This window comes from Bradyrhizobium sp. USDA 4341, from assembly GCF_054063755.1.
This window is the reverse complement of the sequence record NZ_JBSSGO010000002.1, coordinates 5,308,264-5,333,080: the sequence shown is the minus strand read 5'-3', so window position 1 is coordinate 5,333,080 and position 24,817 is coordinate 5,308,264. Positions and strand designations below refer to the sequence as shown.

The 24,817-nt window shown below is 64.8% G+C and carries 22 protein-coding genes and 1 tRNA gene; 9 read left to right on the top strand and 14 right to left on the bottom strand.

The window, feature by feature from the left end:
- The first annotated feature begins 187 nt into the window (after positions 1 to 187).
- Entirely contained in the window at positions 188 to 1,597 is a 1,410-nt protein-coding gene (locus ACVIGB_RS31285) for a flavin monoamine oxidase family protein (RefSeq protein ID WP_456719772.1), read from the top strand.
- A gap of 343 nt (positions 1,598 to 1,940) precedes the next feature.
- Here ACVIGB_RS31285 and ACVIGB_RS31280 read toward each other — a convergent pair whose 3' ends face one another.
- The 6 genes from ACVIGB_RS31280 to pheS all read right to left on the bottom strand — a co-directional run bounded on the left by ACVIGB_RS31280 (position 1,941) and on the right by pheS (position 9,324).
- Entirely contained in the window at positions 1,941 to 2,981 is a 1,041-nt protein-coding gene (locus ACVIGB_RS31280; RefSeq protein ID WP_456719773.1) for an IS110 family RNA-guided transposase, read from the bottom strand.
- 305 nt (positions 2,982 to 3,286) lie between these two features.
- Positions 3,287 to 4,231, bottom strand: coding sequence for an MBL fold metallo-hydrolase (locus ACVIGB_RS31275; RefSeq protein ID WP_456719774.1), 945 nt, complete (start codon positions 4,229 to 4,231; stop codon positions 3,287 to 3,289).
- A gap of 29 nt (positions 4,232 to 4,260) precedes the next feature.
- A complete protein-coding gene (locus ACVIGB_RS31270; RefSeq protein WP_092120891.1) occupies positions 4,261 to 5,037 on the bottom strand; it encodes a sulfite exporter TauE/SafE family protein in 777 nt (258 codons plus the stop codon).
- Between the two features lie 182 nt (positions 5,038 to 5,219).
- Positions 5,220 to 7,628 carry a phenylalanine--tRNA ligase subunit beta gene (pheT, locus tag ACVIGB_RS31265; RefSeq protein WP_456719775.1) on the bottom strand — a complete coding sequence of 803 codons (2,409 nt, stop codon included), beginning with the start codon at positions 7,626 to 7,628 and terminating at the stop codon, positions 5,220 to 5,222.
- A complete protein-coding gene (locus ACVIGB_RS31260) occupies positions 7,625 to 8,059 on the bottom strand; it encodes an endonuclease domain-containing protein (RefSeq protein ID WP_456719776.1) in 435 nt (144 codons plus the stop codon). The genes pheT and ACVIGB_RS31260 overlap by 4 nt, the downstream gene beginning before the upstream one ends.
- A gap of 182 nt (positions 8,060 to 8,241) precedes the next feature.
- On the bottom strand, positions 8,242 to 9,324 hold the full coding sequence (gene pheS, locus ACVIGB_RS31255; protein ID WP_456719777.1) for a phenylalanine--tRNA ligase subunit alpha: 1,083 nt from the start codon (positions 9,322 to 9,324) through the stop codon (positions 8,242 to 8,244).
- A gap of 195 nt (positions 9,325 to 9,519) precedes the next feature.
- Between pheS and ACVIGB_RS31250 the strand changes: the two genes are divergently transcribed.
- A complete protein-coding gene (locus ACVIGB_RS31250; RefSeq protein WP_456719778.1) occupies positions 9,520 to 9,930 on the top strand; it encodes a hypothetical protein in 411 nt (136 codons plus the stop codon).
- A 5-nt stretch (positions 9,931 to 9,935) separates the two neighbouring features.
- Here the strand turns inward: ACVIGB_RS31250 and rplT are convergent, their stop codons facing one another.
- The 3 genes from rplT to infC form a co-directional block, all read right to left on the bottom strand.
- The gene (rplT, locus tag ACVIGB_RS31245) at positions 9,936 to 10,295 is read right to left on the bottom strand and encodes a 50S ribosomal protein L20 (RefSeq protein ID WP_029081033.1); all 360 of its coding nucleotides are present in this window, start codon (positions 10,293 to 10,295) and stop codon (positions 9,936 to 9,938) included.
- A gap of 77 nt (positions 10,296 to 10,372) precedes the next feature.
- A complete protein-coding gene (gene rpmI / locus ACVIGB_RS31240) occupies positions 10,373 to 10,573 on the bottom strand; it encodes a 50S ribosomal protein L35 (protein ID WP_008539890.1) in 201 nt (66 codons plus the stop codon).
- A 448-nt stretch (positions 10,574 to 11,021) separates the two neighbouring features.
- On the bottom strand, positions 11,022 to 11,561 hold the full coding sequence (gene infC, locus ACVIGB_RS31235) for a translation initiation factor IF-3 (RefSeq protein ID WP_092126381.1): 540 nt from the start codon (positions 11,559 to 11,561) through the stop codon (positions 11,022 to 11,024).
- Between the two features lie 228 nt (positions 11,562 to 11,789).
- Between infC and ACVIGB_RS31230 the strand changes: the two genes are divergently transcribed.
- Positions 11,790 to 12,596 (top strand): alpha/beta hydrolase, encoded by an 807-nt coding sequence (locus ACVIGB_RS31230; protein WP_456719779.1) that lies wholly within the window; start codon positions 11,790 to 11,792, stop codon positions 12,594 to 12,596.
- A 23-nt stretch (positions 12,597 to 12,619) separates the two neighbouring features.
- Positions 12,620 to 13,090, top strand: a complete 471-nt coding sequence (locus ACVIGB_RS31225) for a nuclear transport factor 2 family protein (RefSeq protein WP_456719780.1) — start codon at positions 12,620 to 12,622, stop codon at positions 13,088 to 13,090.
- Between the two features lie 128 nt (positions 13,091 to 13,218).
- Here the strand turns inward: ACVIGB_RS31225 and ACVIGB_RS31220 are convergent, their stop codons facing one another.
- Genes ACVIGB_RS31220 through ACVIGB_RS31210 form a run of 3 tightly spaced genes read right to left on the bottom strand, consistent with a single transcriptional unit; the run spans position 13,219 to position 15,882 of the window.
- Positions 13,219 to 14,016 carry an acyl-CoA thioesterase domain-containing protein gene (locus tag ACVIGB_RS31220; protein WP_456719781.1) on the bottom strand — a complete coding sequence of 266 codons (798 nt, stop codon included), beginning with the start codon at positions 14,014 to 14,016 and terminating at the stop codon, positions 13,219 to 13,221.
- Between the two features lie 34 nt (positions 14,017 to 14,050).
- The gene (queG, locus tag ACVIGB_RS31215; RefSeq protein WP_456719782.1) at positions 14,051 to 15,241 is read right to left on the bottom strand and encodes a tRNA epoxyqueuosine(34) reductase QueG; all 1,191 of its coding nucleotides are present in this window, start codon (positions 15,239 to 15,241) and stop codon (positions 14,051 to 14,053) included.
- Positions 15,190 to 15,882: a glutathione S-transferase family protein gene (locus ACVIGB_RS31210; RefSeq protein ID WP_092120870.1), complete on the bottom strand. Its 693-nt coding sequence runs from the start codon at positions 15,880 to 15,882 to the stop codon at positions 15,190 to 15,192. The genes queG and ACVIGB_RS31210 overlap by 52 nt, the downstream gene beginning before the upstream one ends.
- A 264-nt stretch (positions 15,883 to 16,146) precedes the next feature.
- On the opposite strand from ACVIGB_RS31210, the gene ACVIGB_RS31205 reads away from it, so the two are divergent.
- Entirely contained in the window at positions 16,147 to 16,953 is an 807-nt protein-coding gene (locus tag ACVIGB_RS31205) for an undecaprenyl-diphosphate phosphatase (protein WP_092120867.1), read from the top strand.
- A gap of 187 nt (positions 16,954 to 17,140) precedes the next feature.
- On the opposite strand, the gene ACVIGB_RS31200 is transcribed toward ACVIGB_RS31205, so the two are convergent.
- Complete coding sequence (locus ACVIGB_RS31200) at positions 17,141 to 18,109, bottom strand: complex I NDUFA9 subunit family protein (RefSeq protein ID WP_456719783.1); 969 nt, start codon at positions 18,107 to 18,109, stop codon at positions 17,141 to 17,143.
- Positions 18,110 to 18,257: 148 nt separating this feature from the next.
- Between ACVIGB_RS31200 and ACVIGB_RS31195 the strand changes: the two genes are divergently transcribed.
- Positions 18,258 to 18,344 (top strand) — tRNA-Leu (locus tag ACVIGB_RS31195).
- 216 nt (positions 18,345 to 18,560) lie between these two features.
- On the opposite strand, the gene ACVIGB_RS31190 is transcribed toward ACVIGB_RS31195, so the two are convergent.
- Positions 18,561 to 19,826: an MFS transporter gene (locus tag ACVIGB_RS31190; protein WP_456719784.1), complete on the bottom strand. Its 1,266-nt coding sequence runs from the start codon at positions 19,824 to 19,826 to the stop codon at positions 18,561 to 18,563.
- 440 nt (positions 19,827 to 20,266) lie between these two features.
- Here ACVIGB_RS31190 and ACVIGB_RS31185 point away from each other — a divergent pair, with 440 nt between their 5' ends.
- The 3 genes from ACVIGB_RS31185 (at position 20,267) to lptC (ending at position 24,814) form a co-directional block, all read left to right on the top strand.
- Positions 20,267 to 23,047, top strand: a complete 2,781-nt coding sequence (locus ACVIGB_RS31185; protein WP_456719785.1) for an autotransporter family protein — start codon at positions 20,267 to 20,269, stop codon at positions 23,045 to 23,047.
- Between the two features lie 242 nt (positions 23,048 to 23,289).
- Complete coding sequence (locus ACVIGB_RS31180) at positions 23,290 to 23,904, top strand: ribonuclease H-like domain-containing protein (RefSeq protein ID WP_212312608.1); 615 nt, start codon at positions 23,290 to 23,292, stop codon at positions 23,902 to 23,904.
- A gap of 184 nt (positions 23,905 to 24,088) precedes the next feature.
- On the top strand, positions 24,089 to 24,814 hold the full coding sequence (lptC, locus tag ACVIGB_RS31175) for an LPS export ABC transporter periplasmic protein LptC (RefSeq protein ID WP_092120852.1): 726 nt from the start codon (positions 24,089 to 24,091) through the stop codon (positions 24,812 to 24,814).
- Positions 24,815 to 24,817: the final 3 nt, after the last annotated feature.

Genomic DNA, 24,817 nt, shown 5'->3' with positions numbered 1-24,817 from the left:
AGCGGTTCTACGACCGCTTCTGTTCACTTAATCATGGTCGCAAGCCGTTGCAATTTAGTTCATGCCATCGGCGGATCAATCATGATTGATTTACCATGATGGTTGCTGCGGTCGGTGAGATGCGGCACAGTTCGCGAACCGTTCCCATTCTCTGCAAGTCCCCGGAAACCATGCCAGAAGCAATGTCATGACCGTGACCCGCCGCGATTTCCTGTCGGCGTCCGCAGCTCTGGCGCTGGCGCCCGTGCTGGGCGGCCGGGTTGTCGCTGCGCCGCTGCCGCGCGAGGCCGACATCGTCGTGATCGGCGCGGGTGCCGCGGGCATTGCCGCGGCGCGACGGATCGCCGCCGCGAACCGCAAGGTGATCGTGGTGGAGGCGTCTGGCCAGGTCGGCGGCCGCTGTCAGACCGATGCATCGACCTTCGAGGTGCCGTTCGACCGCGGTGCGCGCTGGATGCACAATCCCGAAACCAATCCGATGATCCGGCTGGCGCGCTCCGCGGGCCTCGACATCGTCACGGCGCCCGCAGGGCAGAAGATCCGCATCGGCCGGCGCTACGCCCGCCCCGGCGAGACCGAGGAGTTTCTGGCGGCGCTGGTGCGCGCCAATCGCGCCATCGACGACGCCTCGCGCAAGGCCGATATCGCCTGCGCGGCGGCAATGCCAAAGGATCTCGGCGATTGGGCCGGCACTGCGGAATTCCTGCTCGGCGCCAATTTCAGCGGCAAGGATCTGAAGGACCTTTCGGCCGTCGACAAGGTGCGTGCGCAGGATCGCAACACCGCGATCGCCTGCCGGCAGGGGCTCGGCGCGCTGATCGCGAAGCTCGGCGAGCAGCTTCCGCTGGCGCTGTCGACACCCGCGCAGCGCATCCTGTGGAGCAATCGCGACGTGATGGTCGAGACGCCCTCCGGCAAGATCACCGCGCGCGCCGCCATCGTCACGGTCTCGAGCAACGTGCTCGCGAGCGGCAATATCAAGTTTGCGCCTGAGATCCCGAAGCGCACGCTCGACGCCGCCGCCAAGCTCAACCTCGGCAGCTACGATCGCATCGCGCTGCAGATTCCCGGCAATCCGCTCGGGCTGTCGCGCGACGACGTCATCATCGAGCAGAGCAATTCGACCAGGACGGCGCTGCTCTACGGCAATATCGCGGGCTCCTCGCTGTGCACGATCGACGTCGCTGGTACCTTCGGCCGCGACCTGTCAGCGCAGGGCGAGAAGGCGATGTCGGCCTTCGCGGTGGAATGGCTGACGAAGCTCTATGGCAGCGAGGTCGGCGCTGCCGTGAAGAAGACCAGCGCGACGCGCTGGAATGCACAGCCCTTCATCCTCGGCGCGATGTCGGCGGCTGTCCCCGGCGCGCAATCTTCCCGCAGGATCCTGTCCGAGCCGATCGGCGCGATGTATCTCGCGGGCGAGGCCACGCACGAGACGCTGTGGGGCACGGTCGACGGCGCCTGGGAAAGCGGCGAGCGCGCCGCCGACGCCGCGCTGCGCAGGATCGGCGGGGTGAAGGATGCGACGCCGGAGCCCGCAGCGCCCGCCGCAAAACACAAGCGCCGCGCGCCGCGCTCTGCCGGGCCGATGAATTGATGGCTGTGTGAGATCAGGCAGCTTGGTGGAGTGCGGGTAGAACGCTGCCGCATGACAGATGTCGTCCCTGCGAACGCAGGGACCCATATGTGGACGGCCCCCGTGGCACAAGAGCCTTTTGGCAAGATCGGATCGCTTGCATCCATATGTCCGGCCTGTTGGGTGCGATCGAGTAGATCGCTGGCCAAGATGGTTTGCGCGATGCGAGTTCCAAACAACTCCGCGACCTGTTGACGGCCGATGGGTCCCACGGATTGTCTCGCATCGTTGCTCGATCGATCGCTCCATCCGCTCTTGCAGCTCCGGGTCGGCTGACGAGCGAGCCCGCCAGCCGGCCAATCTGTTAAGCGGTACCCGTCGTCGCGGCATTCAGCCGTGCGGCGTCATAACTCTCCCCCGTCACCATCAGCTTCCAGACGATGCGCGCCACCTTGTTGGCGAGCGCCACGGCCGCAAGCTTCGGCGGCTTACGCTTGATCAGCGCCAGCAGCCAGCGCGAGTGATGACCGCGCCCCCGCTTGGCCTGCTGGATCACCGCCGTGGCCCCGACGACCAGCAGACGGCGCAGGTCCTGGTCGCCCGCCCGGGTAATCTTGCCGAGCCTGGTCTTGCCTGCGGTGGAATGGTCCTTGGGCGTGAGGCCGAGCCAAGCCGCAAAGTGACGACCGGAGCGGAACGCGCCCGGTTCAGGTGTCTTCATCACCAGCATCGTTGCAATGATCGGACCGATCGACGGAATCTGCGCCAGGCGCCGGCCCGTGGCATCGCCGCGGTGCCAGGCCATCAGCTTGGCCTCAACCACCTCCAACTCGCCCTCGAGCCTGACGCACTCCCGGCCCAGCACGACAAACAGCTCGCGCGCCAGAGCGGGAAGCGTCTCGTCCTGCGCGATCCGCGCCAGCAGCGGTTCGATCGCCTCCAGCCCCTTGGGCGCGATCAGGCCATACTCCGCCGCATGGCCGCGGATCGTGTTGGTCAATTGGGTGCGCCGGGCGATCAGTCCGTCGCGGATACCCGTCAGCATCAGCGCAGCCTGTTGCTCGGCGCTCTTCACCGGCACAAAGCGCATGCTCGGCCGGCTCATCGCCTCACACAGGCCTTCTGCGTCTCGCCCGTCATTCTTGTTCCGCATCACGTAGGGCTTCACCAATTGCGGTGCCATCAGCTTCACCTCATGGCCCAGCCTGGAAAGCTCTCGCGCCCAATATTGCGAAGCTCCGCATGCCTCCATCCCGATCACCGTCGGCGGCAATTTGGCGAAGAACTCCAGCACGAGTTTGCGCGAAAGCTTCTTGCGTAAGACCGGCTGCTCGGACGCATCAACCCCATGCAGCACAAAAATATGCTTCGACGTATCCATCCCAATGCGGATAATCTGGTTCACGGACGGCTCCCATGTATGAGATCTAGACAACCTCATTCTGGCATACTGATGCCGTAGGGGGCCGTCCACACCATCAACTCCGTGAAGAACATTGTAGGCGAGACTCGTAGTCCCAGTATCGCGCAACGAACAGCATTTGTGGTTATGGGTCCCTGCGTTCGCAGGGACGACGGCGAGTCTGTGGCACCATCTGGGTCGCACATCCCGTCGCCGTCGGGCGACTCAGTGATTCGGAGTAGCCGCTCTCTCCTCCCGTCATTCCGGGGTTCTCGCTTCGCGAGCCCCGGAATGACGGATGGGAAAGCTCACACCGGCAGCTTCAGCTCCATCAGATCCTTGGCGACCACGATGCGGCCCTTGAAATTCGTCTTCACGTCCCTGGTCCAGTCGTCATCGGTGACATCAGAGTCGTCGCCGGGGACGAAGTGGCTCAGCACCAATGTCTTCACGCCGGCGGCGGCTGCGATGCGGCCGACGTCTTCGGTTGAGGTGTGGCTGTCGAGCAGATGCTTCTTCAAGGTCGCGCCGTTCTTGGTCTTTGCCACCAGCCGATCGACCGCGGGAATGTAGAGACATTCGTGCACCAGCACGTCGGCGCCCCTCGCGAACTCGGCAAGCTTCGGATTGTAGGCGGTGTCGCTGGAGAACACGATCGTGCCGTCCGGGGTCTCGAACTTGTAGGCGAAGTTGTCCGTGATGGGCGGATGCGGCGTGCGGAACGCGGTGACGGTGACGTCAGGCGTCTTCAGCGCCACGCCGTCGTCGGTGATGTCCTTCGCGATCAGCAGCTTGCGCGGATCGGGCCGGCCTTCGTCCGCGATCCGGGTCTCGACGTCGAACTTGTTCAGCTCCCAATATTCCTTGGTCATCGCCTCGATGCCCGTGGGGCCGAACGAGTGGATCGGCGTCGAGAGGCCGGCCGCCCAGGCGTTGTAGAACAGATTGCCGTATTCCAGATTGTGATCGGAATGGTGGTGGCTGATGAAGATGTACTTCACGGACGGGATCGGCACGCCGGCGCTGACCAGCTGGCGGCTGACGCCCATGCCGCAATCGATCACGAACGGCGTGTCGTTGACGACGACGAGATTGGCGGGGTTGGAGGCGCCGTTACCGACCCGCGGACCGCCTTTGGTGCCGAGGAACACGATCCGCGTGCGCGGCTTTGCGCCCTGCGCGTGCGCGCTCGGCGCCGCGAGCATGGCGGCGCTGCCGAGCGCCAGTTTCAATGCATTGCGGCGATCGATCATCGGTTCTCTCCCTGATTATTTTCTGGACCCTAGCCGCCGCGCAAAATGCCATCAAGCGCCGGCAGGCCGACGATGACGGCTGCTGCGATCAGCGCGTAGCAGATCGCGCGAAACACCTGCTCGCTGGCCTTGCCGAACAGCGATGCGCCGAACCAGACGCCAATGCCGTAGACGGGGCCGACGATCAGCGAGAACTTGATCGACTCGATCGTGATCAATCCGGTGAACCAGTAGCTGACCAGCGAGAAGAAATCCGAGGCCCCAAAGAACAGCACGATGTTGGCGCGGGAGATCACCGACGAGATCGGGCGTCCCAGCCAGTAGGCGACGATCGGCGGTCCGCCGGTCTGCGCAAGGCCGCTGCAGAAGCCGGAGAGGCCGCCGACGCCGATCGAGAGCGCGGCGTGATCCTTGCCGTGATAGCGCCAGCCCGACAGCAGCAGAGCGAGCAGCGCCGCGACGAAGCAGGAGATGATCCAGCGCGTGGTCACGGGCTCGAGCACCGTCAGGAAATAGGTGCCGACGGGAACGCCGACCAGCGCGCCGGCGACCATCACCGCGGTCGCCTTGCGATCGGCATGGGTCCAGGCGTTCGGCAGCAGCGGCGCGGCGGCGACGAAATCGATGATGAGCAGCAGCGCCGCCACCAGCCGTGGCGCCGCCACGCTGCTTGCGAGCGGCATGAAGATCAGCGCCGAGCCGAAGCCCGAGAAGCCGCGCGCCGTGCCCGACACGAAAGCGATCGCGCAGATCGCAAGCGCGATGCTGGTCGAGATGTCCGAGGGGAGGAGGGTGAAGGAGGTCATGGGAGGCGTCTCTTACCTCGCCCCGCTTGCGGGGAGAGGTCGAAATTCAAGCACAGCTTGAATTTCGGGTGAGGGGGAGTCTCCGCAAAAGTAACTATCACCGCACACGTGGAGAAAGCCCCTCACCCCAACCCTCTCCCCGCAAGAGCGGGGCGAGGGAGCAATCCGTCGCTCGCGTCGGTTCACGCCCGCAGCGTGCCGCCGGTCTTCTTGGTCACTTCGGCGACGACCTTGGCGGCGATCGCGTCGATCTCCTGGTCGGTCATCGTCTTCTCGCGCGGCTGGATCGTCACCGCGATCGCGATCGACTTCTTGTCGGGATCGATGCCCTTGCCTTCATAGACGTCGAACACGGTGACGCCGGTAATCAGCTTCTTGTCGACATTCTGCGCCGCGCGGACGATGTCGCCCGCCTTGACGCTGCGATCGACGATGAAGGCGAAGTCGCGTGACACCGGCTGGAACGCCGAGAGCTCCAGCACCGGCTTGGCGCGGGTCGCCTTCTGCTTGCCTTCCGGGATCCGCTCGAGGATCACCTCGAACACGATCATCGGACCGTCGGCGCCGAGCGCCTCGGCCGCACGCGGATGCAGCTCGCCGAAGGTGCCGAGTACGTTCTGCGGGCCGATCTGGATGGTGCCGGAACGTCCCGGATGCAGCCAGGCGGGACCGCCCGGGACGACCTGCAGCGCCTGCATCGGCGCGCCGGCGGCCGCCAGCACGGCGAAGGCATCGGCCTTGGCATCCATCGCGTCCGCCGCGGCCGAGCCGGTCCAATGCCGCCCGATCCCCTTCGACGAGGCGTAGCCATGGCGTACGCCGGAGGCAGCCACGAGCTGGTCCTCGGGTCGGTCGCCGCGGAACACCTGGCCGACCTCGAACAGCGCGACATCGGGATAGCCGCGGTTGTTGTTGGCCTGAGCCGCCGCGACGAGGCCGGGCAGCAGGCTCGGCCGCATGTCGGAGAGATCGGCTGCGATCGGATTGGCAAGCACGAGCTCGCTCTGGCCGCCGCCGAACAGCTTGGCCGCGTCATCGGTGATGAACGACCAGGTGACGGCCTCCACCATGCCGCGGGCGCCGAGCGCGCGCTTGGCGCGGCGGGTGCGCTGCTGCATCGGCGTCAGCACCGGCTTGCGCGGCTCCTCGCCACGATCGAACGGCGTCATCGGCACCTTGTCGACGCCGACGATACGCACGATCTCCTCGACGATGTCGGCCTTGCCCTGCACGTCGGTGCGCCAGGACGGGATCGCGATCTTCACGACAGGCCCGTTGCCGGCCAGCATGAAGCCGAGCCGGGTCAGGATCAGCTTCACCTCGACCAACGGCACCTCGATGCCGGCGAGGCGCTTGACCTCGCTGAGCGGGAAATCGACGACGCGATCCTCGCCGAACTGCTTGCCGACCACGACGTTCTCGGACGGCGTGCCGCCGCACAGCTCCAGCACCAGCTTGGTCGCGAGCTCGAGCCCGGGCACCATGAAGGCCGGATCGACACCGCGCTCGAAGCGGTAGCGCGCATCCGAATTGATGCCGAGCTTGCGGCCGGTCTGCGCGATGTTGATCTCGTTCCACAGCGCCGATTCGATCAGCACGTCAGTCGTGTTGTCGTCGCAGCCCGAGGCCTCGCCGCCCATGATGCCGGCGAGCGATTCGACGCCGTGCTCGTCGGCGATCACGCAGACATTGCTGTCCAGCGTGTAGGTGCGGCCGTCGAGCGCGAGCAGGGTCTCGCCGTCCTTGGCGCGGCGGACAGTGAGGTTGCCCTGCACCTTCTTGGCGTCGAACACGTGCAGCGGACGCGCGCGGTCGTAGGTCATGAAGTTGGTGATGTCGACCAGCGCGTTGATCGGGCGCAGGCCGATCGAGATCAGCCGCTTCTGCAGCCATTCCGGCGACGGCCCGTTCTTGACGCCGCGCACCAGCCGCAGCGCGAAGCCCGGACACAGCGTGGCGTCTTCCACCTTCACCTGAACCGGGCAGGGGAATTCGCCCTTGATCGGCCTGATGCCCTGGTCCTTGAACTTGCCCATGTCGGCGGCGGAGAGATCGCGCGCGATGCCGTGCACGCCGGTGCAGTCCTGCCGGTTCGGCGTCAAATTGATCTCGATGACGGGATCGCCGAGCCCGGCCCAGTCGGCATAGCCCTTGCCGAGCGGCGCGTCGGCCGGCAGCTCCATGATGCCGTCGTGGTCTTCCGAGATCTGCAATTCGGCCGCCGAGCACAGCATGCCGCGGCTCTCGACGCCGCGGATGGTGCCGACGCCGAGCGTGATGTCCTTGCCGGGAATGTAGGTGCCGGGCGGCGAGAACACGCTGATCAGCCCGGCACGCGCATTCGGCGCGCCGCACACCACCTGCACCGGCGCGCCGCCGTCGCCGGTGTCGACCATGCAGACGCGCAGCCGGTCGGCATTCGGATGCTGCTCGGCCGAGATCACGCGCGCAATGGTGAACGGCACGAGCGCCTTCGCCTTGTCCTCGATGTTCTCGACCTCAAGCCCGATCATGGTGAGCTTGTCAGCAAGCTTGTCGAGCGGCTCGTCGGTCTCGAGATGTTCCTTCAGCCAGGAGAGGGTGAACTTCATGACGATGACTTCTCCGGTCCCCTCTCCCGCTTGCGGGGGAGGGTCAGGGTGGGGGCTCTCTCCGCGATGGCAGCGGCAATTGTTTCGAGGACGCCTTCGCGATTTGTCAGGACGTCGAGATTGCTGAAGCGAAGCACTCTGAGGCCTCTCGCTTCGATGACGGCCGAGCGCGCGGCGTCGGCGCGTTCGCCGTGGTCTGAAAAATGCTGGCCGCCGTCGAGTTCGATCACCAGCTTTGCGGCATGGCAGACGAAATCGGCGATGTAGTTGTCGATTGGCACTTGCCGGCGGAAGGTTGCGCCGTTCAGGCGATTGCCGCGCAGTTCCGACCAGAGCATTCGTTCCACATTGGTCGAGTTCTTGCGAAGTGCACGGGCGTTGGACCGGAGTCTATCGGACACCTTCCAATCCGGATGCTCGGGATCGACCATTGCCAGCCCCTTTGTGGAGATACCCCCACCCCAGCCCTCCCCCGCAAGCGGGAGAGGGAGTCCGACCGTCCGCGGCGATGGAACCTTCGTATCCACGCGAGCACAGGCTATCCATTCCCTCTCCCGCTTGCGGGGGAGGGCTGGGGTGGGGGCTCTCTCCGCGATGGCAGCGGGAGTTGGATTCACGTACTCAATCCTCCCGCAATCGTCGGGATGTCGAGCGGCTTGAAGCCGTAGTGGTTGAGCCAGCGGATGTCGTTTTCGAACAGCTGGCGGAGATCGGCGATGCCGTATTTCAGCATCGCGATGCGGTCGATGCCCATGCCCCAGGCAAAACCCTGGTAGACGTCGGGGTCGATGCCGCAGGCGCGCAGCACGTTCGGATGCACCATGCCGCAGCCGAGGATCTCCATCCAGTCCTCGCCCTCGCCGAAGCGGATCTCGCCCTTGTCGCGGCGGCACTGGATGTCGACCTCGAGCGACGGCTCGGTGAACGGGAAGAACGACGGCCGGAACCGCATGTTGATGTGGTCGACCTCGAAGAACGCCTTGCAGAACTCGTGCAGGATCCATTTGAGGTGGCCGAGATGCGAGCCCTTGTCGATCACGAGGCCTTCGACCTGGTGGAATTGCGGCGTGTGCGTCGCATCCGAGTCGATGCGGTAGGTGCGGCCCGGGCAGATCACGCGGATCGGCGGCTTCTGGCTCAGCATGGTGCGCACCTGCACCGGCGAGGTGTGGGTGCGCAACAGCATGCGCGTGCCGTCCTCCTTCGGATTGAAGAAGAAGGTGTCGTGCATTTCGCGCGCCGGATGGCCGATCGGGAAGTTCAGTTTTGTAAAGTTGTAGTCGTCGGTCTCGATGTCGGGACCTTCGGCGACCGCAAAGCCCATGTCGGCGAAGATCGTGGTGAGCTCGTCCCACACCTGGCTCAGCGGATGGATGCGGCCGGTCTCCGCCGGCGTCTCGCGCAGCGGCAGCGTGACGTCGATGGTCTCGGCGGCAAGGCGTGCATCGAGCGCGGCTGCTTTCAGCACGTCGCGCCTGGCCGCAAGCGCCTGCGTCACCGCATCCTTGGCGAGGTTGATCCTGGCGCCTTCGGTCTTGCGCTCCTCCGGCGACATCTTGCCGAGGGTGGCAAGCAGGGCCGAGATCGAGCCCTTCTTGCCGAGCGCCGAGACGCGCACCGCCTCGAGGGCGGCCTCGTCAGCGGCCGAGGCGATCTGGTCGAGGATGGATGTTTCGAGCGTTGCGAGGTCGGACACGGTCAATTCCTGCGCTGAGCATGATCCGGCGGGAAGAACCGGCTTCCGAACCATGCGCCAAAATTCGGCTGGGTTGTCGCTGCCCGAAGGCCGTAACGTCAAGCAAAAAGCCGGTCATTTCGGGCTTGTGGCCGGCAGCATTGAACCCTGCGCGGAGGTCGGGCTACCCAAGGGGAGTTCAAGGAGACCCACGCGATGTTGCTGCGATCTTGCCTGGCCGTGCCGGCGGTGCTGTTCATGCTTGCCACGGCGCAGGCCGCGACCGAGGAATGTCCCGCCAAATCGACCCAGATGGACGACATCATCGCGGTGCTGGAGAAGGCGCCGAGCTGCAACCGCGCGATGAAGATCTTCGAGGCGTGCGAATACGGCGCCAGCGGAGACGTCCAGTTCGGTGACGTGGTCGAGAAGAAATGCGAGGCGGACTTCCTGTCCAGCCTCAAGGGCGCGCCGAAGCGGGCGTACCAGCACGAGATGCAGGTCTGCGACCGCAAGTACCGGAATGAATCCGGCACCATGTACATCTCGTTTACGGCGTTCTGTCGGGCGCAGGTCGCCCAGCGCTATTCGCAGAAGGCGCTGAAAGCGGGCCAGAAGGCCCGCTAGCGGGATCAGGCAGCCAGCGCAGCCTTGGCCTTCTCGGCGATCGCCTGGAACGCAACCGGCTCGTGGATCGCGAGATCCGACAGCACCTTGCGGTCGACCACGACGCCCGACTTGGAGAGGCCGTTGATAAACACGCTGTAGGTCATGCCGAACGGACGGACCGCGGCGTTGATGCGCTGGATCCAGAGCGCGCGGAAGGTGCGCTTCTTGCGCTTGCGGTCGCGGAAGGCGTACTGGCCGGCCTTTTCGACAGCCTGCTTGGCAGTGCGGATCGTGTTCTTGCGGCGGCCGTAATAGCCCTTGGCGGCCTTGAAGACTTTCTTGTGCTTGGCGTGAGAGGTCACACCGCGTTTGACGCGAGACATGACGGAAATCCTTGAGATCTAGAAGAAGTGACGGGGCGCCGCGCCAGGCGCGGCCGGGTTCAAGCAGATGAGCGCGATCAGGCGTTCGGCAAGAAGTACTTCTTGACGTTGTCGCCGTCGGTCTTGAACAGCACGCGGGTGCCGCGGAGCTGACGGATCTGCTTCTTCGTCCGCTTGATCATGCCGTGGCGCTTGCCGCGCTGGGCGTGCATGACTTTGCCAGTGGCAGTCACCTTGAAGCGCTTTTTAGCGCCCGACTTGGTCTTCAACTTGGGCATTTAGCTCTCCTGTCGCCCAACACGAATATCGCCCAAAGAGGCGTTCGGCCGGCCAAAATGCTCGTTAGAGCGTTGAAAGTGCTATGGTTTTTTCCGAATTGAAAGAACCTGCACTGAACGTCGCCACGGCAGCCCTTGATCAGCCGGGCGGCGAAGGCCCGGCTTATGACAGAGGATCGGCGGTTTTGCAACGTTTGAGACGGCGGAACCGGGCCGAGCTCGGCCTGCTCCTTCCCCCTAAAAGGGGGAAGGTCGGGATGGGGTCAGCCGCAGGCGCCGCTGCGTGCGGAGAGGGATGATCCCCACCCGCTTTGCTCTGGCGAGCAAAGCGACCTCCCCTTTTCAAGGGGAGGTTGGCACCGTCGGGCTATGGCAGTCCTCACATACGAAACGGCCCGCCAGAGGGTCTGACGGGCTGCTCCATTTTCAGCAAAGCGACGAATTCGAATTAGCGCGGCGCCAGCACCATCACGACCTGGCGGCCTTCGAACCTCGCGTCCTGCTCGACCTTGGCGAACTCGGCAACGTCGGCCTTCACCTTGTCCAAGAGCTTGGTGCCGATCTCCTGGTGCGCCATCTCACGACCGCGGTAGCGCAAGGTGATCTTGACCTTGTCGCCTTCCTCGAAGAAGCGCTGCATCGCGCGCATCTTCACGTCATAGTCGTGATCGTCGATCATCGGGCGGAGCTTGATCTCCTTGATCTCGACGACCTTCTGCTTCTTGCGAGCTTCGGCGGCCTTCTTCTGCGCGGAATATTTGTACTTGCCGTAGTCCATGATCTTGCAGACCGGAGGACTGACGTTCGGCGAAATCTCGACAAGATCCATACCGGCTTCCATGGCCATCTTGATGGCCACCATGGTTTCGACGGTGCCCTGGTTGACACCATCTGAATCAATCAGCTGGATCTGCGCGTTGCGAATCTCATCATTGGTGCGCGGCCCGTCTTTTGCGACTGTGGGCGGGGCTCTATTGGGACGGCGAATGGGTAACTCTCCAAAGTTGTGAAAGGGAAGGCGGATATTTTGAAGCAAGACGCTGCGACGGGCAAGCGAACTCGCTCTTTTACGCGGCAAAACCGTCAATTGCGAGGCATTTTGGCCACGCCCGGCACATATAGCGGGCGCGCCTGCTCTGCAAGGCGGGCCTGTTGCCGTTGACCGCTGCCGCGCGACGATTGAAAAGCAGGTCTCTGACACGCGAGTGACCGAACAATGAGCCAAACCGCCGCATTCGAGCAGGAACCCGCCTTCATCGAGGTCGGCGAGGGCAGTTCGGCACGCCGGATCGCGGTGCGCGCCCGGGCTGGCAGCAATCCCGGCCTGTTCTGGCTCGGCGGCTTCAAGTCCGACATGACCGGCACCAAGGCGATCGCGCTCGATGCATGGGCCGCCGAGCATGGCCGCAGCTCGGTCAGGTTCGACTATTCCGGCCACGGCGAATCCGGCGGCGACTTTGCGGACGGCACGATCGGCCGCTGGCTCGAGGAGAGCGTCGCCGTCTTCTCGCAGTTCTGCCGCGGGCCGCAGGTCGTGATCGGGTCCTCGATGGGCGGCTGGATGGCACTGCTGTTGGCGCGCGAGATCGCCAGACGTGGCAATGCGGGCGGCGGCGGCAAAGCCCAGCTCGCCGGTCTCGTGCTGATCGCGCCGGCGCCCGACTTCACCGAGGAATTGATGTGGAAGGGCTTCTCGCCGGAGATCCGCGCCGAGATCGAGACCAAGGGCGTCTGGCTCAGGCCGTCCGACTATGGCGACGGCTCGCCCTATCCGATCACCCGCAATCTGATCGAGGAGGGCCGCAACCATTTGCTGCTCGGCAGCCAGATCGACGTCGGCTGTCCGGTGCGCATCCTGCAGGGCGCGCAGGATCCCGACGTGCCGTGGAAGCACGCCTTCGCGCTGGTGCATCGGCTGCCGGCCGAGGACGTGGTGCTGACCATGATCCAGGACGGCGATCACCGGCTGTCGCGTCCGCAGGACATCGCGCGGATCATCGCCGCGGTGGCGGAGATCGGCTAGGCTCTCCGTAAAGGGAGAAGCCAATGGATAATACAACAAGCATGCTGCGCGCATTCTGCGACGCGGTCGAGCAGCGCAACGGCAAGGCCTTCGCGAGCCTCTTCACCGAGGACGGCGTCTACCACGACGTGTTCTATGGCGCGTTCGAGGGTCACGCAAAAATCGCCGAGATGATCAACGACTGGTTCTATCGGACCGCGACCGATTTCCGCTGGGTCATGCACGATCCGGTCAGCGACGGCACGACGCTCTACGCGCGCTACACTTTCAGCTACCGCTCGACTTTGCCGGAAGCCAACGGCGCGCGTGCGATGTTCGAGGGCGTCGCGATCATGCGGCTGCGCGACGGCAAGATCACGGAGTACCACGAGGTCGCCAACACCGCGCCCGCCTTCGTCGATCTGAACTTCGCGCCGGAGCGGATCGCGAAGATCGTCGGCAAGCAGGGCGCCGCGCTGAGGGCCCGGCCGGAGATGAAGCGGCACTTGGATTGATCGAAGCCGCAATTTCTCTGTCGTCATTCCGGGGCGCGCGAAGCGCGAGCCCGGAATCCATCGGGCCGCATGCCATGGCCGAGAAATGGATTCCGGGTTCATCGCTGCGCGATGCCCCGGAATGACGGTTAGGGCGGCGGCGGATTGGTCATCGGCTTGCGCTGGGCGAGCGCCGCGACGGTGGAGGTGCCGATCGGACCTTTCTCGTCATAGAGCCAGCACTCGCCGATCGCGATGCCGTCGGTGGCGTGATGATTGACGACCTCGAAGCCGATCCAGTTGCTGACCGGCAGACGATGCAGATAGATCGTGACGTCGCTGTTGATGTAGCCGAGGCCCTGGTCGCCGGCGTTTGCGAACGGGCTGGCGAAATCCGCGCCGGTCGCGACATGGACGAACGGCGTCATCTTCACGCCCGCGACGAGCTCGCGGACTTCGCTCATCCAGAGCCGGCGCTCGCCGAGCGAACCCATGTGGCCGACAATCGGCCGCGTCTCCCATTTGCCGTTCATGCCGAGCCTCGGATCGGCCGGCTTCGGGATCTCCGCGGGCGCCGGCACCTTCCAGTTCGGCGGCGACCACACATTGCCGGGCGCATTTTCCGTCCTGCGCAACAACTGGCAGGAGGCGCGCGCCATGCTGGTGCCGCCGGAGATAAACTCGGCCTCGATCACCTTGATGCGGAGCCCATCGCGCACGAGCTTCGTCGTCACCTCGACCGGTGTCGTGATGTTGGGCAGTCGAAACATGTCGACCGTGAGCCGTGCGGGGACGAAATCGGCGGAGCTGTGGCGCTCCTCAATGACGAAGCCGAGCAGGCCGATCACGACGCGGCCGTGCATCGATTCCGGGCTCCACGGTCCGTTGGCAACTGACGTCGGCATGAAGCCGTCGCCATGTCTGGTGAAGAAGGGCTGGTTTGTCATGGTTGTCGACCATGACGGGAACAGCGCGATGAAATCAAGAGGCGGCTGCCGCGCGCCATTCCTGCTGCACGGTGATATCAGGCTCGCCGCCGGTCCGTGACGCCAGCGCCGCGAACGCATCGCGGGCGATCAGCTGCGACAGCGCCCACACCGCCGCGCCGCGCACCAGCGGGCTTGCATCGTCGAGCAGGCGCTGCGCTTCGCCGGCAAGGTTCGCATCGCCGGAATTGCCGATCGCGATCAGCACATTGCGGATGAAGCGGTCGCGGCCGATGCGCTTGACCGGCGATTTCGTGAACAGCGCGCGAAACGCGGTATCGTCGAGCCGCACGAGATCGGCGAGCGTGGGGGCGCGCAACGCGTCGCGCGCGGCGAGTTTCTGCTCGCGTCCCGCTTGCGCGAACTTGTTCCACGGGCACACCGCGAGGCAATCGTCGCAGCCATAGATGCGGTTGCCGATGGCCTTGCGGAATTCGTGCGGAATCGGACCCTTGTTCTCGATCGTCAGATACGAGATGCAGCGCCGCGCATCGAGCTTGTAGGGGACGGGAAACGCCGCGGTCGGACAGATGTCCTGGCAGGCGCGGCAACTGCCGCAATGGTCGGCTTCGCTCTCATCGCTCGGCAGCTCGGTGGCGGAATAGATCGCGCCGAGAAACAGCCACGAGCCGAATTCACGCGACACCAGATTGGTATGCTTGCCCTGCCAGCCGATGCCGGCGGCTTGTGCGAGCGGCTTCTCCATGACCGCGGCGGTGTCGACGAACACCTTCACCTCGTCGCCGGTCATGGCGGCGAGCCAGCGCGCCAGCGTCTTGAGCCGCTTCTTGATCACGTCGTGATAGTCGTCGCCTTGCGCATAGACCGAGATCGCGCCATGCGATCGGCGCGCGAGAACATCAAGCGGATTTTCGTCGGGCCCGTAATTGACGCCGAGCATGATGATCGAGCGCACGCCATCCCACAGCACGCGCGGCTCAGTGCGCCGCTCCGGATTGGCCGCGAGCCAGTCCATGTCGCCATGGCCGCCGGAGCCGAGGAATTCCAAAAAATATCCTCCGGCCTCGCGCGTCGCATCGGGATCGGTGAAGCCGATGGCATCGAAGCCGAGCGCGCGCGCCTCGCGCCCAAGGGCGGCCTTGAGATCGGACGGAGAGAGCCGGACCGCCTGGTTCAGAAGTCGAGGTCCACATAGGTGCGCGACGCCGGCACCCCCGCCAGCCACTCGCTGAGCAGCGGGCGGAACGACGGGCGGGATTTCACCCGCGCGTACCACGCCTTTGCCGCGTCGTCCTCGCTCCATGGCACGTCGCCCAGATAGTCGATCGCCGAGAGGTGCGCCGCGGCGGCGAGATCCGCGTAGGTGAGGCGGTCACCGGCGAGATAGTTCCGCGTCTTCGCCAGCCAGCCGATATAGTTCAGATGATAGCGCACATTGACCTTGGCGGCGCGCATGATGTCGGGAGCCGGCGGGCCGCCGCCATTGTCCTCGCTCATGAAGCGCTTGTAGATCCGCTCGGTCACCAGCGGGTTGGAGGCTTCCTCGAAGAATTTCTCGTTGAACCACGCCATCAGCCGGCGCACCTCGACGCGTTCGGCCGTCGAGGTCGGCAGCAGCCGACGTTCGCCGGCATCGAGGCCATGCGTTTCGTCGACATATTCGGCGATCACAGGCGCCCCCGGGATCGGCGGAAAGCCCTCGGCGATCAGCACCGGCGTGTTTGCCGCCGGATTGAGCGCCAGGAACGCCTCGCGCCGCTCCCAGACCCGTTCCTCCACCAGGCGCAGATCGAGGCCATACTCGCCGAGCACAAGGCGAATGAAGCGCGAATGCGGACAGAACGGATGGTGATACAGCGTATACATGAAGCCCTTGGTAGTGTCGTGGCGCTTAAGAAACCATCAACCTGTGTGACCTGAACCTGTGATTTGGCCAGACCAGTTCCGCTCGTCTCTATGTCGCGTCAGCACGCAAACCGGTAGCCACCCCCCGCAGATGGTGCGGGTCACAAAAACGCTATAGCCCAGCAAATCGGCCGGGTAACCCATTGTTTGACGATTCTTTGCGATTGCGGCCTATGTGCGAATAAGCGAGAAGAATTCGGTTTTCCACACAGGGCAGATCAGATCATGATGACGGATATGCTGCGGGCGGTGATTCTCGGCATCGTCGAGGGCGTCACAGAGTTCCTGCCGGTTTCTTCGACAGGCCACCTGCTGCTCGCGGAACGCTTCTTCAATCTCGGCGAAGGCAATTTCTGGAAAAGCTTCGCGATCCTGATTCAGCTCGGTGCGATCCTCGCGATCCTCGTGCTCTACTTCACCAGATTGTGGCGCGTCGCGCTGGGCATGTTCTCCAATCCCGACGACCGCCGCTTCGTCATCGGCGTGCTGGTGGCGTTCCTGCCCGCCGTCGTGATCGGCCTGATCGCCGGCAAATACATCAAGGAATTCCTGTTCAATCCGTGGGTGGTCTGCTTCACGCTGATCGTCGGCGGCGCCGTCCTGCTCTGGGTCGATCAGCTCGATCTCAAAGTGTACGAGGACGACGCGACCCGGTTCCCGCTGTTGATGTATTTCTGGATCGGCGTCGCGCAGTGCCTGGCGATGGTCCCCGGCGTGTCGCGCTCCGGCGCCAGCATCGTGGCTGCGATGCTGCTCGGCGCCGACAAGCGCTCGGCGGCGGAGTTCTCGTTCTTCCTCGCGATCCCGACCATGGTCGGCGCTTTCGCCTATGATTTCTACAAGAACCGCGCCGACTTCACCTCGGACAATCTCAGCGTCATCGCGGTCGGCTTCGTGGTGTCGTTCATCACCGCGATGATCGTGGTGCGGGCATTCCTCAACTTCGTGACCCGCCGCGGCTTCACGTTCTTCGCCTGGTGGCGCGTGATTGTCGGCACGCTCGGCCTGATCGCGCTGGCGATGGGACGGTAAGGCACTCTGTCGTCCCTGCGAAAGCAGGGACCCATAACCACAGCTATTTCAGTCGCGAAGAGCTGTGGCCCCAACGCTCCACACCCGCAGCATTTGTGGTTATGGGTCCCGGCTCGCGCGGAGCCTGTCATCGGGCGGCGCTTCGCGCCGACCCGTTGGCTTGGCCGGGACGACGGGTGGAGCCCGCCTACGCGCTCTTCTTCTGGAACTGCCCCGTCGCGCGGAAGCGCCAGAGATATTGCGGGGCGATCGCTTCCATCGAATCAGGCGTGATGCCGAGGCCGGCGAAGGTCAGGCCGGCGGCCTTGGCGGCGTCGGACACCACATTGTCCGAACGCAGCATCGCGACCTGGTCCGGCGTCAGCGTGAACGGCCCCGGCGCGAATTGCAGGACATACGACTGCAGCTTGGCGAGGCCGAACGGCAGCGGCGCCAGCATGCGGTCGCGCTGGGTGATCTGAAGGATGATCTGCATCACCTCGCGCATGGTCAGCACTTCCGGGCCGCCGAGCTCGTAGGTCGCGCCTGCCTTCGCCTTGCCGTCGACGGCATCGGCCACGGCGTCCGCGACGTCGGCGACATAGGCCGGCTGCACCTTGTTGACGCCACCGCCGACCAGCGGCAGCACCGGCGACATTCGCGCCAGCGCCGCAAAGCGGTTGGTGAATTGATCCTCGGGCCCGAACAGCAGCGACGGCCGCATGATGGTGGCCTGCGGCAGGGCCGCCTGCACCGCCTGCTCGCCTTCCGCCTTGGCGCGGTAATAACCGGACAGCGAATCCGCGTCGGCTCCGATCGCGGAGACATGGACCATCCGGGCGCCAATCGCGGCCGCCGTCTTGGCGATGGTCTCGGCGCCCTTCACCTGCACCGCGTCAAAACTCTGCCCGCCGCCCTCGGCCAGGATGCCGACCAGGTTGATGGCGATATGCGAATCACGCATCGCCGCCTCGACCGAGGCCGGGTAGCGCACATTGGCCTGCACGGCATGGATCTGCCCGACGCGGCCGAGCGGCTGCAGATGGCCGGCCAGTTCGGGCCGCCGCACCGCGACTCGCACGCGGTATTCGCGCTTGCAGAGCGCCCGGACCACGTTCCGTCCCAGAAAACCGGATCCGCCGAAGACCGTGACGAGCGTTTCCAGGTTCGATGCCATGAGGTCCATTCCTGCCGGATTCGAGAGCGATTGGGCGTATTTAGCGCTTCTCGCGATACGCCATCAGCCCAATCCTGTACAGGCTATTTGAATTTCCAATCGCGAATTTGACAAGCGCGTAACCGATCCTTACTAAGCCGCTCCACATGCCCAGGTGGCGGAATTGGTAGACGCGCTGGCTTCAGGTGCCAGTGGCTTAACGGCCGTGAAGGTTCGAGTCCTTTCCTGGGCACCACCCCCTTTTTAAGCGATTGAAATCGCTCAGCATCCGGTGGGTGGGTGCGGCGAAGCCGTGACCCGCCACGGTGCGGGGTTTACGCCCTCCGGTAAATCATACCAGCACGCTTGGAACGGAGCCTTTCCGTCCAACATCGATGGTGCCGCGTGAGCGATCGCTGCTGAAATGGTGGATCATTGACGGCGGCGCTTCGACTGTGCGCATCGCCTCCGTTCACACCACCCGCCGCCCCGCACGCCGCGCGATCGGCCGCTGCACGAAATACATCGCGATCATCGAGATCATCGAGCTCGCCACGACGACATAGCCGATGCGGTCGAAATGCAGCAGCGAGCCGTCCGCATTCTCGGCGACGATTGCGGCTGCAGCCACCGAGCCGAGCCCGCCCGACAACTGCTGCACCGACGCGCTGATCGCGCTGAACGATCCGCGCTGGCTGGCGTCGGGGATCGCCGACATCAGCGCCTGGGAGGGGATCATGCGCGAGAAGATGCCGACGAACATCAGCACATTGACGATGATCGCGGTCAGCAGCGAGACGTGGCCGAGATGGGTGTAGATCAGCACCATGATGGCCGACACCACGCAGCCGAAGATGAAGGTCGGATATTTGCCGAACGCATCGCTGGCGCGGCCGACCAGCGGCCCCATCAGGATGCTGAACAGGCCGGAGACCAGATAGATCGTCGGCAGATGGACGATATCGATGCCGAGATTGTGCACGGTGAAGGCGCTGCCGAACGGCATCAGCATGAAGCCGCCGGTCGCCAGCAGCGTCGTGACCAAAAAGGCCAGCGTGTAGCGCGGCTGCGCGACGGTTGAGATCAAATGCTGGAACGGGTTGCTGTCGTGCTGCAGCTTGAGATGTCCGTCGACCGGCTCCATCACCAGCGCGATGGTGGCGATTGCCGCGATCGACAGGCCGACGATGGCCACGAAGCAGATGTGCCAGTTCCAGTGATTGGCCAAGAAAAGTCCGGCGGGCACGCCGAGCACCTGGCTCGCGGCGAACGCGGTCTGGATGAAGCCCATCACCCGGCCGCGCAGATGCAGCGGAAAAAGGTCGGTGACGATGGCGAGCACGACGGAGCCGATCACACCGCCAAACAGGCCGGTGACGATGCGGCCGAGCAGCAGGATATGGAAATTCTGCGCCAGTGCGCACAGCACGGTGCCGAACGTGAAGCCGACATAGAAGAACAGCAAGAGCCGCTTGCGGTCGAAGCGATCGGCAAAGCCGGCGGCGAGGATGCCGGAAATGCCCGCCGCGAACGCGTAGGCCGAGACCGCGACGCCGAACTGCCCCGCCGTGATGTTGAGCGACGGCATCAGGATGGCGCCGAGCGGCGACATGATGATGAAGTCGAGGATCAGGGTGAACTGCGTGAAGGCAAGCAGCGCGATCAGGAACGATTGATAGCGCGAAAAGCCGCGTTCCTGCGGTTCGTCGATCGGCGCGGCGATGGTCTGTTCCGACATAAGGCTCATTTCATTGCGAAGCGGGTCCGGGCTGGCAACAGATAGGGAGGGTGCGGTCGGATTTCATGGGGCGCGCGGGCAACAGTTCCATCGAAATTGAACGCGTAGCGACAATGACTTGGCCGCGCACCCCACGTCGAGTGCTGCGAGAACATGGGGGCTGCAGCGCACCCGGCCCGCACGGCAATTGTTCCCGGTTGTGTCGGGCGATAACTGCAACGGGTGAGTGCTGTACTTCAGAACCTCGGAAGTGTACGCACGCCAAGGATGTGAATCGTGATGATGCAGCTCATGGTTCCGTCTGTGACGATCGCGCAACAGGTCGCTGCAAATCGTCTCAAGCTTGAACGGAGCGGATCAGCCGACGCTGAGAGCGGGGCAGGGGGTCACAGGTGGCGTGAGGCCGGGGGGCGGGTTCGCGCCGAGGTTGGAGTAAGGGCATGGTTTCACCGCGGCTCGCGGCGATCCTGTCGTGCACTTTGGGTGGCGGCTGTCTTCTATCGGTATCGCAGGCGTTTGCCGCCTGCGACAGTCTTGCGCCGGCGAGCGGTCAGACGGTGACCTGCTCGACCACAGCGCCGAATCCCTCGCCCGCTGGCGTGCAAGCCGCAGCCGGCAGTTCGAACGTCACCGTGAACGTGCTACAGGGCGCCGGCATCACGCCTGGCGCCGGTGCCAACGCGATCGGCCTTGTCTCCCGCAGCACCGCCACCAACAACGGCACGCTGACCATCAGCGGCGGCGGCACCGGAATCTTCGGCAGCGGCGACGGCAATGTCTTCACCAACGGTGCGTCGGGCGTGATCACGACCACGGGCGCCGGCAGCAATGCGATCGCCGCCAGCAGCAACGGCAACACGCTTATCAACAACGGCACGATCACGACGCAGAACGGCACCTCGCGCGGACTTGCCATCACCGGTCTCACGCAGCACAACAACAATACGCTGATCAATACCGGGACCATCACCACACAAGGCCCGCAGTCGCACGGCCTCTATGTGCAGACCGGCGACAGCAACACCTTCACCAATAGCGGCACCATCACCACGGCCGGCGCCGGTGCGCGTGCGATCTTCTCCGCCGGACAATTCATGACCATCACCAACACCGGCACGCTGCTGACGACCGGCGGCGATGCCGGCGGCACCGCCAACAACACCGTCTTCATGCAAGGCAATGCCGCCGTCCTGCGCAACAGCGGCACGATCGAGGCGCGTGGCGTCAATGCCGACGGCGTGTTCTCCAACACTGCCGGTTCATCGTTCACCGCCCGAATCGAGAACCTCACCGGCGGCAAGATCATCAGCCAGTCCGGCCCCGCGATCCGCACGCTCAACGGCGCTACCACCATCGTCAATGCCGGCCTGATCGCCGGCAACAGCGGCACGGCGCTCGCGGGCGGCGGCGGCGCGGTGACGATGATCCTGCAAACCGGCTCGCAGATATCAGGCCTTGCCGATGGCGGCGGCGGCAACAACCAGGTGCGGCTGCAAGGCAGCGGCACGGCCGACAATGCGTTCGCGCGATTCCAGACGCTGACGATGGAGGGCACTGACTGGACCTGGGCCGGCACCGGCACCTTCGCCAACACCTTCATCAACAGCGGTTCGCTGACGCTGCAGACCTCGCTGACCGGCAATGTGTCGATTGCGGCGGGCACCAGCCTGCTGGCCGGCAACGGCGCGAACCCGTCGATCACGTCGTTTCCGGGCGGGCCGCCGATCACCGTCAGCAACGCCGGCGTCATCAATCTCAACAACGGCGGCGCCACCGCAGCGAACAGCCTGACGATCGCAGGCAACTATGTCGGCGCTGGCGGCGGGCTTTATCTGCGCACCGTACTCGGCGGCGACGGTTCGCCGTCGGATCGCCTCGTCATCTCCGGCGGCACTGCGTTGGGCTCGACCGCGGTGACCGTCACCAATGCCGGCGGCGCGGGCGCGCTGACCACCGCGGACGGCATCATGGTGGTGCAAGCGGTCAACGGCGGAAGCACGGCCCCCGGTGCATTCGGCCTCTCCAACGCCGTCGTGGCCGGCGCGCACGAATATCTGCTGTTTCGCGGCGGCGTCTCCGCCGGCAGCGCCGACAATTGGTATCTCCGCTCGCAGCTCTTGCCCGGCACATCGTCGCCAGCGCCGCCGGTTGCACCCGCGCCAACGCCGCCGGCATCGCCCAATGTGGTACCGCCGCCCGCGATGCTGCCCGCCGAGGACCTGTCGTCGCTGACGCCGCCGCCGGCAGGCGCGGCGCCGGTCGAGCTCTACCGCGAGGAAGTCGCGATCTATTCGGCGTTGCCGCAGGTCGCGCAGAAGCTCGGGCTCGCAACGCTCGGCACCTTCCATCAGCGCCAGGGCGATCAGGCCATGCTGACCAGCGGCGGCGAACAGCCGGCGGCGTGGGCGCGCGCGTACGGCTCGCACAGCGCGCAGAGCTGGGCCGGCACGGTCAGTCCGTCCTTCGACGGCACCATGGCCGGCGTGCAGGTCGGCCTCGACATCCTGCGCTTTGAGTCCGCGCCCGGGCATCATGATCGCGCGGGCTTCTTCTATGCGTATGGCTGGGCCAGCGGCAGCATCAACGGCTTCGCGCTCGGCATGAACAACGTCCGCACCGGCACGCTCTCGATCGACAGCCAGAATGTCGGCGGCTACTGGACCCATGTCGGCCCCTCAGGCTGGTACGTCGACGCCGTGCTGATGGGCAGCTTCTACGGTGCAAGCCCGCGGTCGGATCGTCAGGTCGGCGCGCTTGTGTCGGGCACCGGCGTCGCCGCGTCGCTGGAAGCCGGCGTGCCGATCCCGCTGAACCGCTTTCTCGCGATCGAGCCGCAGGCGCAACTGATCTGGCAGCGCCAGTCGTTCGACAGCTTCAACGACATCTTCTCGAGCGTCGCGCCCGGCAGCGCCGATACGCTGACCGGCCGGCTCGGCGTGCGCGTTCCCGCGACCTTCAGCGTCGGCACTGCCGAACTGCGTCCCTATCTCGAAGCCAATCTCTGGCACACGGCCGCGAACGACCGCAGCATCGCCTTCGCGACGACCGACCTGATCGGCGTGCAAAGCCGCGGCACCGCCGTCGAGATCGGCGCCGGCGTTACCGCGCAGCTCAATCGCACGATCAGCGCCTATGCGAGCGCGGGTTACACGACGTCGGTGGACAGCACCCGCCGTGACGATATCACCGGCCGGTTCGGGCTTCGCGTCAGCTGGCAATAATGCCGCGCCTGCGTAGGCGCTGTGGACTGCCCAAGCCATTGTCTCCGCTGCACAATGGCGCTAAACCCTGAACCATCTGTGCGTGCACAATGATGGTTCGCGTTGCCGGCGCTCCGCCCTTGATGGGCTTTGACGCCGAGACGCAAGCCAAGGCTTGGACAACGAGGCTTGATGCACGCTCGCCTGTCGGGGAATTGAACGATAGCTTGTCCCGAGAGCGATTCGACGAGGTTTTTGACAGCATGACCATCCGCCTGCATCGCGGCGACCTGCCTGATCTGTCCCGCTACACCGATTCCGTGGCAATCGACACCGAGACCATGGGACTGCATCCGCACCGTGACCGGCTCTGCGTGGTGCAGATGTCGAACGGCGACGGCACCGCCGACGTGATCCAGATTCCGAAGGGGCACACCGACTCGCCGAACCTGAAGGCGCTGCTCGCGAATCCTGCGATCACCAAGATCTTCCATTTCGCGCGGTTCGACGTCGCGGTGCTCTACAACACGTTCGGCGTGATGCCGGCGCCGGTCTATTGCACCAAGATCGCCTCGCGCCTGTCGCGCACCTACACCGACCGTCATGGCCTGAAGGATCTGGTGCGCGAGGTGCTGAACGTCGAATTGTCGAAGCAGCAGCAGTCGAGCGACTGGGGTGCGCAGAGCCTGAGCGAGGCCCAGCTCGCCTATGCGGCGTCCGACGTGCTGCATTTGCATGCGCTGCGCGACAAGTTGAATGTCATGCTGGCGCGCGAGGGACGGACGGATCTCGCGAAGGCTTGCTTCGATTTCCTGCCGACGCGCGCCAGGCTCGATCTCGACGGCTGGGAGGCCGAGGACATCTTCGCCCATTCCTGATTTCGCCCGTTCATGATGGGCACCGAATTCGTCGCAGCAGGGCCGGTTCCGCCCCGTTTCGGCCAAACTGTTCACGCGTGGTCCGCCTTGAAGTCGGCTTGGGGGGGGCGCGACGCGAGGTCCGGGCTGCATATTCGGGCGGCTCCGGCTAGAATAGGGGCAATTTCGCGCCTCTGGAGCTCAGGTGAATTCGGTTCAGAATCCAGCCTATGTCACGGGCCTCGAGGCGCGCTTTGCCGCCGCCGCGCGGCACAGCCGCATGGTGCGGATCCTGCGCATCGCGGTGCCTGCGGTGGTCGGGCTGTCGATGGCCTCGATCATCTTCGTCTCGGTCTACAATCCATTCCGCGAGATGATCCCCAAGCTGCCGGTCGAGATGGACAACCTCGTCGTGTCCGGCACCAAGATCACGATGGAATCGCCGCATATCGCCGGCTTCTCGGCCGACGGCCGGCCCTATGAAATGTGGGCCAAGGCGGCGATCCAGGACGTCACCGATCCCGACCATGTCGAGCTGAAGACGATCCGCGCCAAGGTGGCGCAGCAGGATCAGTCGACGGTGACGATGGATGCGCGCACCGGCTTCTTCGACAACAAGAAGCAGCTGCTCGACCTGCGCCAGGATATCTTCCTGCAATCGTCCACCGGCTATGAGGCCAAGCTGACGCAGGCCTTCGTCGACATCAACAAGGGCAACGTGTCGTCGGACGAGCATGTCGACGTCAAGCTGCTCGAAGGCACGCTGACCGCCGACCGCCTCAGGATCTACAACAGCGGCGAGCTCGTGCGGTTCGAAGGCAATGTCGTGATGAATCTGGACAAGCTCGGCGACAACAACCCGAGCCCGCCCGCCGAGCCCGCGCCACCTCCGCCGCCACCGAAGCCGCGCAAGTCCGCCAACCCGAAATGAATT

Bases quoted from the DNA above. Each gene is read 5' to 3' on its own strand.
- ACVIGB_RS31180 (WP_212312608.1), top strand. From the start codon at position 23,290: ATGACCATCCGCCTGCATCGCGGCGACCTGCCTGATCTGTCCCGCTAC.
- ACVIGB_RS31200 (WP_456719783.1), bottom strand. From the start codon at position 18,109: ATGGCATCGAACCTGGAAACGCTCGTCACGGTCTTCGGCGGATCCGGT.
- ACVIGB_RS31205 (WP_092120867.1), top strand. From the start codon at position 16,147: ATGATGACGGATATGCTGCGGGCGGTGATTCTCGGCATCGTCGAGGGC.
- ACVIGB_RS31275 (WP_456719774.1), bottom strand. From the start codon at position 4,231: ATGATCGATCGCCGCAATGCATTGAAACTGGCGCTCGGCAGCGCCGCC.
- ACVIGB_RS31250 (WP_456719778.1), top strand. From the start codon at position 9,520: ATGTTGCTGCGATCTTGCCTGGCCGTGCCGGCGGTGCTGTTCATGCTT.
- ACVIGB_RS31220 (WP_456719781.1), bottom strand. From the start codon at position 14,016: ATGACAAACCAGCCCTTCTTCACCAGACATGGCGACGGCTTCATGCCG.
- ACVIGB_RS31230 (WP_456719779.1), top strand. From the start codon at position 11,790: ATGAGCCAAACCGCCGCATTCGAGCAGGAACCCGCCTTCATCGAGGTC.
- ACVIGB_RS31190 (WP_456719784.1), bottom strand. From the start codon at position 19,826: ATGTCGGAACAGACCATCGCCGCGCCGATCGACGAACCGCAGGAACGC.
- ACVIGB_RS31210 (WP_092120870.1), bottom strand. From the start codon at position 15,882: ATGTATACGCTGTATCACCATCCGTTCTGTCCGCATTCGCGCTTCATT.
- ACVIGB_RS31285 (WP_456719772.1), top strand. From the start codon at position 188: ATGACCGTGACCCGCCGCGATTTCCTGTCGGCGTCCGCAGCTCTGGCG.
- ACVIGB_RS31225 (WP_456719780.1), top strand. From the start codon at position 12,620: ATGGATAATACAACAAGCATGCTGCGCGCATTCTGCGACGCGGTCGAG.
- pheT (WP_456719775.1), bottom strand. From the start codon at position 7,628: ATGAAGTTCACCCTCTCCTGGCTGAAGGAACATCTCGAGACCGACGAG.
- rplT (WP_029081033.1), bottom strand. From the start codon at position 10,295: ATGTCTCGCGTCAAACGCGGTGTGACCTCTCACGCCAAGCACAAGAAA.
- ACVIGB_RS31185 (WP_456719785.1), top strand. From the start codon at position 20,267: ATGGTTTCACCGCGGCTCGCGGCGATCCTGTCGTGCACTTTGGGTGGC.
- rpmI (WP_008539890.1), bottom strand. From the start codon at position 10,573: ATGCCCAAGTTGAAGACCAAGTCGGGCGCTAAAAAGCGCTTCAAGGTG.
- ACVIGB_RS31270 (WP_092120891.1), bottom strand. From the start codon at position 5,037: ATGACCTCCTTCACCCTCCTCCCCTCGGACATCTCGACCAGCATCGCG.
- ACVIGB_RS31260 (WP_456719776.1), bottom strand. From the start codon at position 8,059: ATGGTCGATCCCGAGCATCCGGATTGGAAGGTGTCCGATAGACTCCGG.